This window comes from Mycobacterium sp. (assembly GCF_049585075.1).
GTDB lineage: Bacteria > Actinomycetota > Actinomycetes > Mycobacteriales > Mycobacteriaceae > Mycobacterium.
The window spans coordinates 21,560-36,078 of sequence record NZ_JBAUZA010000268.1 but is presented as its reverse complement, the minus strand read 5'-3'; the positions used below and the strand labels follow the sequence as shown (position 1 = coordinate 36,078).

The 14,519-nt window shown below is 63.2% G+C and carries 15 protein-coding genes; 8 read left to right on the top strand and 7 right to left on the bottom strand.

The annotated features are described in order from the left end of the window. Positions 1–43: 43 nt before the first annotated feature. The gene (locus tag WB785_RS12830; RefSeq protein ID WP_424079651.1) at positions 44–469 is read right to left on the bottom strand and encodes a hypothetical protein; all 426 of its coding nucleotides are present in this window, start codon (positions 467–469) and stop codon (positions 44–46) included. Positions 470–679: 210 nt separating this feature from the next. Between WB785_RS12830 and WB785_RS12825 the strand changes: the two genes are divergently transcribed. From WB785_RS12825 to WB785_RS12815, 3 genes are read left to right on the top strand one after another with little or no spacing between them, the layout of a single operon-like run. Beyond that, positions 680–1,423 (top strand): SDR family NAD(P)-dependent oxidoreductase, encoded by a 744-nt coding sequence (locus WB785_RS12825; protein ID WP_424079650.1) that lies wholly within the window; start codon positions 680–682, stop codon positions 1,421–1,423. 14 nt (positions 1,424–1,437) lie between these two features. Further along, positions 1,438–2,304 carry an ABC transporter substrate-binding protein gene (locus WB785_RS12820; protein WP_424079649.1) on the top strand — a complete coding sequence of 289 codons (867 nt, stop codon included), beginning with the start codon at positions 1,438–1,440 and terminating at the stop codon, positions 2,302–2,304. A 15-nt stretch (positions 2,305–2,319) separates the two neighbouring features. Continuing rightward, positions 2,320–3,267: an aldo/keto reductase gene (locus WB785_RS12815; RefSeq protein WP_424079648.1), complete on the top strand. Its 948-nt coding sequence runs from the start codon at positions 2,320–2,322 to the stop codon at positions 3,265–3,267. A 19-nt stretch (positions 3,268–3,286) separates the two neighbouring features. Here the strand turns inward: WB785_RS12815 and WB785_RS12810 are convergent, their stop codons facing one another. Further along, on the bottom strand, positions 3,287–4,174 hold the full coding sequence (locus WB785_RS12810; protein WP_424079647.1) for a fructose bisphosphate aldolase: 888 nt from the start codon (positions 4,172–4,174) through the stop codon (positions 3,287–3,289). Between the two features lie 138 nt (positions 4,175–4,312). Between WB785_RS12810 and WB785_RS12805 the strand changes: the two genes are divergently transcribed. The 3 genes from WB785_RS12805 to WB785_RS12795 all read left to right on the top strand — a co-directional run bounded on the left by WB785_RS12805 (position 4,313) and on the right by WB785_RS12795 (position 7,006). Then, positions 4,313–5,434 carry a M20/M25/M40 family metallo-hydrolase gene (locus WB785_RS12805; protein WP_424079645.1) on the top strand — a complete coding sequence of 374 codons (1,122 nt, stop codon included), beginning with the start codon at positions 4,313–4,315 and terminating at the stop codon, positions 5,432–5,434. A 183-nt stretch (positions 5,435–5,617) separates the two neighbouring features. Then, entirely contained in the window at positions 5,618–6,361 is a 744-nt protein-coding gene (locus WB785_RS12800) for a hypothetical protein (protein WP_424079643.1), read from the top strand. A 120-nt stretch (positions 6,362–6,481) separates the two neighbouring features. Further along, on the top strand, positions 6,482–7,006 hold the full coding sequence (locus WB785_RS12795) for a hypothetical protein (protein WP_424079642.1): 525 nt from the start codon (positions 6,482–6,484) through the stop codon (positions 7,004–7,006). A gap of 23 nt (positions 7,007–7,029) precedes the next feature. Here the strand turns inward: WB785_RS12795 and WB785_RS12790 are convergent, their stop codons facing one another. From WB785_RS12790 to WB785_RS12770, 5 genes are all read right to left on the bottom strand, one after another. Next, the gene (locus WB785_RS12790) at positions 7,030–7,326 is read right to left on the bottom strand and encodes a hypothetical protein (protein ID WP_424079640.1); all 297 of its coding nucleotides are present in this window, start codon (positions 7,324–7,326) and stop codon (positions 7,030–7,032) included. 46 nt (positions 7,327–7,372) lie between these two features. Next, positions 7,373–10,132 carry an AAA family ATPase gene (locus tag WB785_RS12785; RefSeq protein ID WP_424079638.1) on the bottom strand — a complete coding sequence of 920 codons (2,760 nt, stop codon included), beginning with the start codon at positions 10,130–10,132 and terminating at the stop codon, positions 7,373–7,375. Positions 10,133–10,487: 355 nt separating this feature from the next. Then, a complete protein-coding gene (locus WB785_RS12780) occupies positions 10,488–11,699 on the bottom strand; it encodes a thiolase family protein (RefSeq protein WP_424079637.1) in 1,212 nt (403 codons plus the stop codon). Positions 11,700–11,715: 16 nt separating this feature from the next. Beyond that, positions 11,716–12,114, bottom strand: a complete 399-nt coding sequence (locus tag WB785_RS12775; RefSeq protein WP_424079636.1) for a Zn-ribbon domain-containing OB-fold protein — start codon at positions 12,112–12,114, stop codon at positions 11,716–11,718. Between the two features lie 81 nt (positions 12,115–12,195). Then, positions 12,196–12,762 (bottom strand): TetR/AcrR family transcriptional regulator, encoded by a 567-nt coding sequence (locus WB785_RS12770; protein WP_424079635.1) that lies wholly within the window; start codon positions 12,760–12,762, stop codon positions 12,196–12,198. Positions 12,763–12,831: 69 nt separating this feature from the next. On the opposite strand from WB785_RS12770, the gene WB785_RS12765 reads away from it, so the two are divergent. Next, complete coding sequence (locus WB785_RS12765; protein ID WP_424079633.1) at positions 12,832–13,764, top strand: TauD/TfdA dioxygenase family protein; 933 nt, start codon at positions 12,832–12,834, stop codon at positions 13,762–13,764. A 47-nt stretch (positions 13,765–13,811) separates the two neighbouring features. Then, positions 13,812–14,420, top strand: a complete 609-nt coding sequence (locus WB785_RS12760) for a TetR/AcrR family transcriptional regulator (protein WP_424079631.1) — start codon at positions 13,812–13,814, stop codon at positions 14,418–14,420. The last annotated feature ends 99 nt before the right edge of the window (positions 14,421–14,519 follow it).

Genomic DNA, 14,519 nt, shown 5'->3' with positions numbered 1-14,519 from the left:
AAGTCGACGAAACGGCAAGCACCACAACCTGGCTTGTGTTGTTTCACGATATTTTCCGCAGGCGCCTTTTCAACCTCATGCTGCGGAGAATCTGAGTCGTGAGGTTCATCGAGGCCAACATGGGGAACACCCCGAGAAATGTCCGCTCGGAGGGCGTCGCTCCATGCAAGTGGTAAAGACTGCCGAACACATAAAAGCATCCCACCATGAACAAAGCGCCGGGGATGCAGAGCGCCATCACGGAGCTGCGAGCTCTAATGATTTGCCGCGCATAGTCCAACTCATCCGTCGACATCGGCTCACCCTTGCGCACTTTATGCGTGACTGCTTTGGCGCTGCCTATTTCGTCGCTCATTGCAGAAGGCGCTCGGTCCTCCAGCCTCCTCACGTATACAGCAGCAAAAGCGGCGAACACCAACGCCAGCACAAGGGCGACTAGGGTCAGAAATCCGAGTAAAGCCGATTCCACGATTCCGCTCCTTCTCTCCGACGTCGAACTACTGATGACTCCTCGTGACGCTACCTCGTCTCGCGTGGCCCAACGGTGCAGCGGTCGCGCCCATTGTTCATGCACGTCGCGCGGGTTAATCTTCGCTCGACGGTTACGCCAGTGTTGCGGCTGGCCGTACGATCTTGAAATGCTGCAGGGGCGAAACGGCCGACCGGACCAGCGACTCTGATGTCACACGTCGCGATGGTCACTGGAGCCAGTCGAGGGATCGGTGCTGCGACTGCCCGGGTGCTTGCCCAACGCGGGTTTCGGGTGGTCGTCAACTATCGGTCGAGCGCCGCGGAGGCCGAAGAGGTGGTCGCGGCCATTGCCGTGGCCGGCGGTGAGGCGGTAGCAACCAAGGCTGACGTCACCATCGCCGACGATGTCACCGCGATGGTCGACGACACCGAACAGCGGTGGGGTCAAGTCGACGTGGTGGTACACAACGCATTGATTCCTTACGCTATTACTTCGTTTGCCGATCTGAGCTGGGAACAGCTCGGTGGCAAGCTGGACCGAGAGCTGCACGCCGCATTCTTGATCACCAAAGCTGTTGTGGCGGGCATGATTTCCCGAAGGTATGGCCGTCTGATCTATATGACCGCGGCGCCGTCGCGGCATCCGCGCGCAGGCATGATCAACCTCGGCACCGCCAAGGCGGCGATGAATCAGTTCGTGCGCTATATCGCACTTGAGCTGGCGCCGCACGGAATCACCGCCAACCTGGTCGCACCGGCAACAGTGCAGGGAACGACGATGAGCCGAGAGTTGACGGGGGAGGAGATGAACCACCTCGGTGCGGCCGCTCCGATGGGACGGCTCGTCACGCCTGACGAGGTCGCGGAGACGTGCGCTTTCCTGGCAAGTGAGGAATCCGGTTTCACTACCGGTCACTATCTCCCGGTCGACGGTGGCTTGACGATGGACTGACGGAAGGTCTCACCATGCACACGATCGACCTCGCCTATGTCGGCCGCGGTATCCACGAGGAGCTGATCGCCCATGTGGCCGATCAAGAGGGCTACTTCGAAAACGAGGGCATTCACGTCGCCTTGCGCGATGGAACCCGTTGGGACATAGCGCGTCTGCGCTCCTGTGCGACCATTGGGCTCGGTCGCGCGCTGTTGTCGCGGCTGACCGACGGCGTCGAATGGATTGTGCTGAGCGTCAACACCGACCGTCCATTGTTCTGGTTCCTCGGCAACGCCAATCTGACATCCATGGCCGAGCTTCGCGGGCGGCGGCTCGCTGTACACGCGCCCGACAACCCGCCAGGATGCTTTGCGCGCATAGTGCTGCGCGAGCACGGTTTAGACCCCGACCGCGACGTGCATTGTGTGGTGCGACATCCCGGCGACTACCAGATGGACTTACGGCGCCTTCAGGACGGCTCCATCGACGCTGCCTACGTCGGCAGCACCCTCGGACCCGAGCAGGTCGCCGGGGAAGACGGCTTCCACGTATTGGCTTGGGTGGGAGATCATTTCCAGATTCCGACCGTAGGAATCGCGGTAGACCCCACCCACAATCCGATCGACAGCCCGGCGGTACAAGGGCTGGTGCGGGCCAACCAGCGCGCGCTGGAAACGATGGCGGATCAACCCGACCTGGCCGCCCGTTACATCGCGTCATTTCTGAACCGGATGACCCATCAAGAAGTGCACCGCTACTACGAGCGCTACATCCATCCCTACTACACCTCCGACGGCCGAGTAGATCTTGCCGTCGGCCGGCGTGCAATCGATGCGATCGCAGCCGAACTCGGGGTCCCGTCAATACCCGCCGAGGCCTTCTACGCGCCGGCCCTATGAAGGAGACGAAAAGCCATGGCATCGAACGAAAACCTAAGCCAGCACAACTTTGTCCTGAACAACGGCAGCGGCGAGATCCCTGCACTGGGGTTTGGCACATCGCTCTCCGACAACACGAAGACGCTTAGCGCCGTCAAGACCGCGGTCGAGGTTGGGTTCCGCCACCTCGACGCCGCCGAGCGGTACCGCAACGAAGCAGAGGTCGGCGCGGCAATCAAGGAGCTCTTCGCTGCCGGGACGGTGCGCCGCGAGGACCTGTTCGTGACCACCAAGCTGTGGAACAACAACCATCGACCTGAACGCGTCAAGCCCGCGCTGCAGGCCAGCCTGACCAGGCTCGGACTCGACACCGTCGATCTATATCTAGTGCACACCCCATTCGCGTTCCAGCCGGGCGATGACCAAGATCCCCGACACCCGGATGGAGCGGTCATCTACGACGACGGAGTCACGTTGAAGGAAACCTGGGCCGCGATGGAAGCCCTTGTCGACGAGGGACTTTCACGAGCGATAGGTCTGTCCGACATCGACGCCGAAAGCACCCGCGAAATCGTCGATACCGCACGGATCAAACCGGCGGTCGTGGAGGTCGAGTCGCACCCTTATCACCCGCAATGGGAGCTCCATGAATTGTGCAAGCAACATGGGATCACCCTGCTTGCGTTCGCGTCGCTGGGACACGCGCTAGAACCGCGGCTGCTCGACGACCCAACCATTGTCTCGATCGCGCAGCGACTTGAAAAGACACCCGCGCAAGTGCTTTTGGCCTGGGGGATTCAGCGCGGAACCGCTGTGCTCACTGGATCGGTCACGCCGTCACGCATCAAAGAGAACTTCGATGTCACCGCGCTTCCGGAGAGCGCGATCCAAGAAATCAACGAACATCTCGAAACTCGGGTCCGGTTCAATTCCGTGGTCGACGGCGGGGAACCGGGATTCGCGGAGGTGCCGTCGGACCAGTGAAGGCGATGGCCGAAGCCGGTTAGGTCAGTGACGCGGCGTAAATCTCATCGATATTCGACTTGAGCTTCTCGTCGAATTCCGCATCGGTCTGATCGGCGGTCAGCCCCTCCGTCAACGCTCGCGAGAAGCTCGCGATGAGGTGATGACAGCGAGCCAAGATCGTGCAGCTCTCCGCCAGGCTGTAGCCACCGGACAAGGCGACCACTCGCAGCACTCGGGGATGCTCGATCAGCGGCGCGTAGAGGTCGTTTTCGTCGGGCAACGTCAGCTTGAGCATGACCTGCCCGTCGCCGCCGAGTTCATCGAGCTTCGCCCTCAGCGCTGCTACCAGGAGGCTGTCCGCTTCGGCCTTGTCGGGGCATTTGATGCTGACCTCGGGCTCGATGATCGGCATGAGTCCGCGCTCAGCGATGGTGTGCGCGTAGTCGAACTGCTGGTCGACGATCGCTTTGATCCCGTCCTGGTCCGCCTCTTGGATGAACGAGCGCATCTTGGTACCGAAAATGCCCTTGTCGACCGCACGGTCCAGCAACGAGTCGAGCTTGGTCATCGGCTTCATCAGCTGAACGCCGTTTTCGGCGTCAGCAAGCCCCTGGTCGACCTTCACAAACGGCACGATGTGCTTTTGCTTCCACAGAAACGCCGCGGTGTCCTCGCCGTTGATGGCGCGGTCCATGGTCTGCTCGAAAAGAATCGTCGCCAATATTTTGTCTCCGGTGAAGCTCGGACTCGACATCAGTCGCTCACGCATCTGGTGAATGAGGTCGAACATCTGCTCGTCGCCGTGGTATGCGTCTTCCGCAATCCCGTATAGCTTCAAGGCTTTTGGGGTGCTCCCACCGCTTTGGTCCAGCGCTGCGATAAAGCCCCGCCCTGATGCCATCACATTGCGTTGCTCTTCGTTCACTGCCGTCCTTCTTTCCTTTAACCCCTAGCATCTCGCATCGACACCCCTGCGGCTACCACTTAGAACAGGCCCGCAAACCAGCCTGGGTTTGCGCAGGCGTCGGCATGGATACGTTGCCAGTGACAGAAAGGTGATCTGATGGCGCATCAGGGCGACCACGATTCCACCGACGACCTATTGCAAGAGCTGCTGTGGACCTACGGGCCGTGCGGCCAAGAAGACGCGGTGCGGGCCGTCTGCGCCCGCGAGCTGCAACCCTTTGTTGACGACATGTGGACCGACGACGCCGGCAACCTGATCGGCTATGTCGCTGCGACGGCTAGGGCCGACGACGACCTCACAGCCCAGGCCCACCGCCACCGCTTGACGTTCGGGCCCGGCCCCGGGACGCGGGTCACGGCACACATGGACGAACTGACGATGCTGGTCAAGCGGGTCGAATCCGACGGAACACTGCACCTAACGCAGCTCGGAATCATGTACCCAGGCAACTTCGGGCTCGGTCCAGTCGCGGTGCTCGGCGAGCACCAGACGCTCACCGCGGTGCTCACGCTCGGCTCCGAGCACACGACGATAGAGAGTCCGCGGATCTGGGAGACCAAACCCGATCAAGGCGACAAGGCGCTGGATTGGCAGCACGTCTATGTCTTCACTGGTCGGACCCCCGAAGATTTGGCCGCAGCGGGCGTGCATGCCGGCACCCGGGTATGTGTCGATCGCAGCAAGAGAGATCTGGTCGAATTCGGAAACTACGTCGGCGCCTACTTTCTTGACGACCGCGCCGCGGTGACCGCCTTGTTGCGCGCAGCCCGACTGCTGCATGAGCACGGGCAACGGCCCGCCGACGACGTCTACCTGGCGTTCACCACCAACGAAGAGGTCGGCGGGATCGGCGGCTCGTATGCAAGCGCCAGCCTGCCTGGCACGCTCACGCTGGCGCTGGACGTCGGGCCCACCGAGCGGGAGTACGCGACCACCGTCACCGGTGGCCCCATCGTCGGCTACAGCGACGCCCTCTGCGCATACGACAAGGACGTCGCCGATCGGCTGATGCAGATCGCCACTGCGCGCGGGCTGGCGCCGCAGTCGGCGACGCTCGGCGCGTTCATGTCCGATGCCTCCCACTCCAAGGCCAGCGGGCTCACGCCGCGCGCGGGGCTGCTCTGCCTGCCCACGCTGAGCACCCATGGTTTCGAAGTCATGCCACGCAACGCCATCGACGACATGGCCGCGGTGGTGGCCGACTTCTTGCTCGGTTAGTGGTTTCGCGTCGAGCCGACCTAGCCAACACTGCTTCGAACTGGTCGGTCGTTCCGAAACTGTAGTGAAATCCCTGATGCGCTGGGGGTGGCTGGCTCCATAGAGTTCGAACTCCTGATAGGCAGCTTAAACAAAGGACCTCCCATGGCCAGCCTCACAACGATTCGGAAAGCCGCACCGCTGATGGCCGCGCTGATCGGCGTTGCCGGGACAGCGCTGCCGCCGATCGCGTCCGCGGACACGCTGCCCAATGGGCTCACCGTATCCTGTAGCCCAGACAGTGATTCCCACTCGACGTGCATCATCGGTGGCTGCCCGCGCGTGAACGGCGATTACGTCGTCGACGCCCTGCACGTCATGTTTGACGGTGCGGACCAAAACGAATACGACTTCAAGTGCATCAATGGCCAGACACACAGGGTGGGCTCAGAACCGGGCACGGGTGTCATGGCTTTCGGGGTGCAGGCCTGCCGCAAGGTCACCGTCGGGGGCGACCATTGCACTCCCTATTCGCACTACGGCTACACGCCGCCGGCTAAGGCTGCCCCGGTGCCTGCCCCGGCGCCAGCGCCGCAGCAACAGGGGCAGCCGGAGGCACCCGCACCCGCGGCTGTCCCAGCCGCGGTACCCGCGCCCCCGAAGGACGCCATCAAGGTAAACGAAAACCAAGCTGGCCAGGTGTCATTCGATGTAAATAACACCTCGTCGATTGACGTTCAGTGCAACTACAACGCGAAAGAGACCAGGGGGTTGAACGTGCCCGCGACGGTTTCGCAGAGTAAGGCAGTGGCCGCCGGCCAGTCCGCGACCTTCGGCCCATTCGCGAATCCTGTGCTCGCCACCTATGCCGTGACGATTTCCTGCAGCGGCACGTTCCAGGGCCAGCCCTATGCCTTCAATTCCTTCCAGACGAACGTGTCGGGTTAACGGTCCTGACCCGAAGGGCGGTGCGGCGGCGACGACCGTCGTAAGCAACTCGCTCCGCGCACGCGCGGTAAAGCGCCACCGCTGCTGCGACTTTCGGATGATCGGCGAGAAGGAGTTCTCATGAGGAAGATTGTCAAGACCTCTCAGCTCGTGCTGGCCGGCGCCGCCGTCGCGCTGAGCGGCCCGGTCGCCGGCTGCCAATCCCAAAGCGGCCCGAGCGGCCCGAGCAATGCAGTCCCGAACACGACGCATACCGCCATGGCGATCGATGCGTGTTCAATGCTGTCGCCACAGGACATTTCGGGCGTCCTGGGAGTCACGGTGCCAGGCAAGTCGACGAATAAAGATCCGGAGATGGGCAATTGCGCGTGGGAAAACCCCACGACGGAGGAGTCCGTGTCCGTTGAAATCGGCAACCCGGGGACGGCCCGCAATAACACGTTGCCCGCGCCGGAAGCCGGGTTTCCTGATCCAACAACGCCCGGACCCGATGGAATGCGCTTGATGGGCGGCGGCCAGGTCGAGTTCGCGGCCGGCAATAGATCCAACACCGTCCAAGTCGCAATGCTGAAACTCTCGCCAGACCAAGCCAATTCGGCTGCCGTCGATCTGGCTCGAAAAATCACACCAAAGGTGCCGCAGTAGGCGCCCGCCTTACGCCTGGACGATCACCAATCCAACGTATCGGGCCATCCGACGGCAGCGCTGATTCGTTCCGCCGGAGCCCCGGCGGCGACGCATACCTGCGCTACAGCTGCAGCCGATTCCGCGGCGAAGATGCCGAAGGCGTAGTCATCTGCGGGTACGGCGAGCACCATCAGCAATCGAATCTGAGTGCCGTGCGTCGAGATGGATGCGGCGCCGTCAGTGAGACGCCGAGCCGTGTCGCTGAGAGGACGGGCGGGCGCCCGACGGCCGTACCACTCGACGAGGAAGCGCTCCAGACCCACCTCGGTGATAGCCATTGCCCGACGCTATCGATGCTTGCTGTTGCTCACATCAGGGGTTTTCCTACTCTTTGAGAGATGCTGCGGCTTCTGGCGAGTCGAGCGCTCGGTAGAGCTCCAGGCGTGAGCGGACGCCGAGTTTGTGGTAGATGCGGCTGAGGTTCACCTCAACGGTTTTGGGGCTGATGAACAGTGCGGCGGCGATGTCTCGGTTGGTGATGCCGGTGACGGCCAGCTCGGCCACGCGTTGTTCGGATGGGGTGAGTCCCTGAGCGCGGCGTCGGCCTGACATGCCGCGGTCCAACTCGGCTTTGACGCGGTCGGCCCACAACGGTGTGCCGAGGCGCTCAAAGGTCTGGTGGGCTTCCGTCAGGGTCGCGGTTGCGGCGTCGCGGCGGCGCTGTCGACGCTGCAGCTGGCCGAGCAGCAACTGAGTGCGGGCGCGTTCGAAGGGCATGGGCAGGCGCTGATGTTCGGTCATGGCGAGCTCAGCGGTTGTGGTGGCCGCAGTGAGATCACCTCGTCCGGCCAGCAGCATGGCCCGGCAGCGCATGCCGACAGCCAGCATCCAAGGGCGATCAAGCCGGCGGCCGTTGCGCTCTAATGCATCGATCAACCCCTCGGCTTCATCAAGACGGCCAACGCCAATCAGGGCCTCGGCGGCGTCAGGGACGAACGAGGCGTGGATGATCTCCGTGGCACCCAACGGCGACTCGAGCTGAGACAGCAGCGGCTCGAGCACGTTCAGCGTCACCTGATAGTTACCGAGGGACAATTCGAGAAAACCCAGGGCTGTGATCAGCCACTCCCGCAATCGGTAGGACTTACAGCGCTGGAAGATCGCGAGCGCCAAGGCAAAATCACTCCGGGTCTGGTCAGCATCGCCGGAGTACGCCGCGACGGCGGCACGGCTGGTGAGCGCGGCGGCCACGGGGACATCGCCTCCCAGCTGTCCTGCGCGTTCGACTGCCTCATCGGACATCAATCCGGCCTCGTCGAAGCGGCCTCGCCAGATGCAATTGAGTACCGCGTTGAAGGTGATGAAGCTGAGCGCTGCTTCATCCCCATGGTCGATGCAGATGGCACCCAGCGACCACATCCGTTCGCGAGCTTCATCGAGGTGGCCGGTCCAGTCCAGCAGCAGTACCTGTTGCGTGCTGGGCCGAAACGGCAGGGGGACCTCGACGTCTTGGCGCTCCAAGGCGACTGCGCGCTGCAAGTCGTCGTGGTCGACGCCGCCGCCACGCAGGAACCGCATCATGACGCGCATGCTCAGCGCCTGACCGAGCACGTGCCTGGCGCCAAGCTCTGACGCCGCGGCGACCGCCTCCTCGGACCGCATCACGGCGGCGTCAAGCTGATCGCAATTGAATAGCGCGTACGACAACGTGACGAGCACCGTGGATCGCAGCGAAACGTCATCAGCCGCATCAGCTAGCGCGCGATCCAGCAGTCTGGCGGCCTCGACGAAGTCGTCGTTTGTCAGCCTGACCATCGCCAGCAGGTTCAACGCCTGGGCGCGTAGCGGGCCAGGAGCACATCGTTCGAGAGTTTCCTCCAGGATGGTGCGGGCGCGCGCTGGATCGCCGGCATCGAGGTGGTATGCGGCACAGCGGATTCGGCGTGGTAGGTCGTCGGCGCCCAGGCCGATCGCCAGTTCGAGTAGTTCGGCGGCGGCGGCGGGAGCTCCTCTGGCGCGGGCCATTTCGGCGGCAGTGTCGAGGGCCTCGACCGTGTGTGTCTCGGCGGTGGCCGCCGACAAGGCCAGGTGACGCGCACGCAGCTCGGGTTCGGTGACCAGGTCGGCCAGCCGTCGGTGCATGCCGCGCCGACGCCGAGGCGGGGCACCGGTGTAGACACCGTGCGCCAACACCGGATGGGTGAACTGGATCCGGTTCCCGTCGATTTCCACCACGGCCTGCGTTTCGGCCTCGCCAAGCAACTCAATGAGTCGATCCGGTGTGGTGTCGGTGGCCTGGGCCACCATCTGCACGGTGGGATCGGGCAGGCTAGCCATCGCGAGCAGCGCGGCTTCAGAGCCCCCACCGACCCGGCTGATCCGTGAGTTCACCAACTCCCTAAGGCTGGTGGGCATGGTCAGTTCGCTAGCGCGTTTGGTACCGACTTCACGGGCGAGCTCAAGCGCGAAAAATGGGTTCCCTGCGGCGATCTCATGAATACGCAGCAACACCGGACGGGCGAACGACATGCCCAGCCGAATCGTCAGAACCTGATGCAATTCACCAACCGTCAACGGCTGCATGCGGATCCGGCGCACCGCGTCCGGACTGGGAAGCTGAACGCGCGACGCCGCCTGCTCGGGACGGGTCGTGCACACCAACGCTGCCCCGTTAGGAAGCCGGCGCGCGGCAAACGACACCGCATTAGCGGTGGAGGTATCCAGCCATTGAAGATCATCGATGGCAAGCAGGATGGGACCCTGCGCAGCCAACCGATCGATGACCGCCACAACCGCCGCCGCCACGGCCCGCGCATCTGCGTCATGCGTATCATTTCGCAACAACGCCGCATCCAAACCTTGCCGTTGCGGAGCCGGCAAATCACCCCAGATCGATCCCTCGACATCACTGAGCAAATCAGCCAGACCCGTGTAAGCCAGCACCGACTCGGCGGACGCAGCACGACTGGTCAACACTCGAAAACCGCGATCGCGAGCCCGCGCTACCGCATCCAGCCACAGGGTCGTCTTACCAATACCTACATCACCTTCAATGACCAACGCGCACGACTGATCGGGCACCGCGTCCAGAAAATCGACCAGCGCCTGCTCCTCGGTCGCCCGACTGACAATCTGCTCCGACATCACCAACCCGTGAACGCAAGGGCGGGGGATCTCAGCCGCAGCCGCAGCCGATTTGGGCATCCCCGCCGAGGGGACACGGCTAGAACGTACTCAATGGTGGACTGTGTCCGATGTGATTTGGCAAACTAGCCGGCTGGCTGGACAAGAGGAGCTACCGGAGTCGGGAGAACGCGTCGCACGCGAAACCGGCGACCGTGCGATCACAGCGATCGCCGTAACATGAATACCCCCGCGGCCGTTGCCAAATGCGCCGCGGTCGCGGCGGCGACTTCTTGCTGGACTGTGGCTGCTCGCGAAAGTGCAACTAGCGACACGATTCTCGAGTAACGCCGTCGCTACCGGCACTCTCGCGTGACTAGGCCGCTGACTTTTCCAGAATGTGGACGCCGCACGCGGAGCCCAAACCGATCACATGAGCCAGCCCCACCTTGGCGTTCTCGATCTGCCGGTCGCCGGCCTCCCCGCGAAGGTGGTGGCAGATCTCCCAGATGTTCGCGATGCCGGTAGCCGCGATCGGGTGACCCTTGGACTGCAGCCCACCTGACACGTTGACCGGGGTGGCGCCGTCCCGCCAGGTGGCACCGGAGTTAAAAAAGTCTGCGGCGCCGCCTTCTTCGCAGAGCATCAGGTTGTCGTAGTGCACCAGCTCGGCAGTGGCGAAACAGTCGTGCAGCTCGACCAGGTCGAGATCGCTCGGGCCCACGCCCGCTTTCTCATACGCGGTTGCCGCGGCTTTGCGGGTCAGGGTGTTGACGTTCGGCAAGACTTGGCAACCCGCCTCGTAAGGGTCGGTGGTCAGCACCGACGCCGCGACTTTCACCGCACGCCGTCGCTGCTCGAGCGACAACGACTTCAACGTCTCGCCGTTGCAGACGACCGCGGCCGCAGCACCGTCGCAGTTCGCCGAGCACATCGGGCGCGTGTTCGGGTAGGCGATCATGACGTCATTCATGATCTGCTCGAGGGTGAACTTCTTTTGGTAGGCGGCAAGCGGATTCAGCGTCGAATGGGAGTGGTTCTTCTCGCTGATCTTGGCGAACAGCTCGAAACTCGTGCCGCCGTACTTGTGGCCATACTCGGTGCCGATCTGAGCGAAAACCCCCGGCATGGCCTCGGTGCCGATCCGCCCGTCGACCGGTGCGACCGCGCCGTAGCGGCCCTTCGGCGCCCAGACGTCGGCGTCGGCCTTCTTCGACCCGCCCGCACCGAGAAGGCCTGCGCCGGACAACTTCTCCACGCCGACCGCCAACCCGTACTTCACCTCGCCGGCCTTGACGGCCATGATCGCGGTTCGTAGCGCGGTGGCTCCGGTCGCACAGGCATTGGCCACGTTGTACACCGGGATGCCGGTCTGCCCGATCTGCTTTTGCAGCTGTTGCCCGATACCGGCGTTGGCGGCCATCAGGTTTCCGGCCGCGATCACCCCGATGTCGGCCATGGTCACCCCGGCATCGGCGAGCGCGCCGGTCGCGGCTTCGGCGGCCAGGTCCACGGTGTCGAGATCGGCATGCTTGCCGAACTTGGTCATGCGGATCCCCAGGATCCAGATCTCGTCGCTGGCGCTCATCGTCGCTGCTCCTTTGTTATGTGGCGGGCTCGAAGCCGAAGCCGATCGCCTCGGTGCCCTCGGAATCGGTCCCCATCGGGAAGGTGGCTAGCCGCACCTTCATGCCATCGCGGACGTGCTCAGGATCCGGCTCGACGTTGACGAGGTTGGCACGCACCTGGGTGCCGTCGCAGTCGATCACCGACGCGACGAACGGGGTCGGGATGCCCGGTGCGGCGAACGTGACGATCGTGAACGCCCGCACCGTGCCCTCGGTTGCCACCGGCACGGTCTTGAACCCGGTCGCAAAGCAGCCGGCGCAAGCGTTGCGTCGGTCGAAGAACCGGGCCCCGCAGCTGGTGCACTCCTGCGCCACTAGGTGGGGATCACCGTCGTCGAGCACCAAATAGTCGACCAATGGGATTTGCCCGGCCATACAAACCTCCGTCATCTGTGTCAACGACGTTAGCGCCCGAAGGCCAGCTGCAACAGATCGGGCACGGCCATCCGTGGCTGGTCATTGCGGCGCAATGATTTTCGCGGTTTGCTCGGCGACGGCCTCCTGGATCTCGGCGTCGCCGAGGGTTAGGCCGAAGGCGGCCCGCAAGGTCGGGGCCATCAGCCCCCACCCGAATTGAAGCGCCATCGCGTGGGCAGCCAACAACCGTGCCTGCCGGTCGTCGCTGACGGTGGAGCGCACCTGCGCGAGGAATCGCTCCATCCCGGGGAACCGCTGCTGGAGTTCCTCGACGGGAAATCCGTCGAGTACCGATCGCACCATGACGCGCGCGTGAAGTTCGTGCGTGGCCTCGAGTTGCGCTGCCGGTGCCCCCGACTCGCGCAGCTCATCCCCGGAATCGGCGAGGTGCTGCAGGGTCGCCGCGAGCAGTCGACGTTTGCTCCCGAAATGGCGATGCAGCAGCCCGTGGTTTACCCCGGCCCGGGCCGCGACCTCACGAATCGACGTCGCAGCCGGGCCCTTCTCCGCGAACAGCTCGCTGGCCGCTGCCAGCACGGCGGCGACCACCTCCTCTTTGCCCAGCGGTTTCGGGGCGTCCGCAACTATTGCCTCCGGTGTAGCCATGTGTGTACAGTAGCGGACAACAGCAGTGTAGACAGTTGGCTACACAACCCAAATTTGGAAGGGATGGCCATGAGTAGTGATCTGCGTGTGGTGAAGCTGAGCGAGAACATCGGTGCGCGTGTCGACGGGGTACGCCTCGGTGAGCTCGACGCCGAAACCGCGGCCGCGATCAATCAGACGCTGGCGCAGCACAAGGTGTTGTTCTTCCGCGGTCAGGACCACCTCGACGACGAGTCACAGTTCGCTTTCGCGCAGAGCCTGGGTGTCCCCACGACTCCGCACCCCACGTTGAAGTTCGACGGCAGCCGGGTTATGCGACTGGAGGCTGTGGAGGGCGGCGGCGCCAACCGGTGGCACACCGATGTCACCTTTGTTGACCGGGTGCCAAAGGCCTCGATCCTGCGCGCCGTCGAATTGCCGCCTTACGGCGGCACCACTACCTGGGCCTCGACGGTGGCCGCCTATCAGCAGTTGCCGCAACCTCTGCAGCGCCTCGCCGACAACTTGTGGGCGATGCATAGCAACGAGTTCGACTACGCCCAAGTCGATCCGGCTAAGTTGGCGGCGATGCAGGCAAACCCCGACGCGGTGTTGAAGTACGCCAACCAGTTTCATTCGACCCATTTCGAAACTCACCATCCGGTGGTGCGGGTGCATCCCGAGACCGGCGAACGATCGCTGCTCCTCGGTAACTTCGTCAAGCGCATTCTGGGGGTAACCGGCAGCGAGTCACAAGCCTTGTTCCGGATCTTCCAGGACCGTATTACCTGGCTGGAGAACACGATTCGATGGAACTGGGAGCTCGGCGACGTCGCGATGTGGGACAACCGCGCGACCCAACACTACGCGGTCTCCGATTACGGTAACCAGCCCCGGCGGATGCATCGGATTACGCTGGCCGGCGACATCCCGGTGAGCGTCCACGGTGAACAGAGTCGGGTGGTCTCCGGCGACGCCACCGAATACTCGGTGATCGATAGCCCGGCTCCGCGGGTGGCTTAACCACGCCCATTGGCTGCAATATTTGCAGTACGTGCAACTATGGGTGGGTGGGCATTCAGTTGGGTCTGCGCGAGCGACGTCGTCGACAGACCAGTGCGGACATCCGCGACGCCGCGGTGCGGCTGGCGCGCCAACGTGGCTACGACAAAGTGACCGTCGAAGAGATCTGCGCCGAGGCAGGAGTTTCGTCGCGCACGTTCTTCAACTACTTCCCAAGCAAAGAGTCGGCGATCGCCTACGGCCCCTCCGACATACCGCCTGAATTGGTCGCCGATTTCGTCGCGGCCGGACCTGCCCCATATTCCGTTGTCCTGGCCGAACTGATCGCTTTGGCTGCGCACCATCTTCGTGACATGCCGCCCGACCGCGAACTATGCGCTGGCATGCTGGAACTCGCCAAGACAACCCCGGCGGTGTTGTCGGCATTGCTTGCCGATTTTGAGCGGTTTCAAAACCACTTGACCGAGATCGTCGTCCGCCGCCAGAAAATGCGGCCTGACAACGAGATGGCCGTATTGATTGCTGCGCTGGCTTTGACGGCCATCCGTTCAGGCATCGAGCGCTGGACCAAAGGCAAGCCGAAGGACGCACACGACACCCCGATGCCGTACGTCGAGCGTGCCGCCGCCTTGGTCAACAGCATCTTCACGAAGTGACGTGAAACACCGCAACTAAAACTTGCACATTCTGCAAATTATGCACAGTATGTAGTATGCCTAACCGAGGCTACCCGACGACGGTTGCGTTGTGCAAGG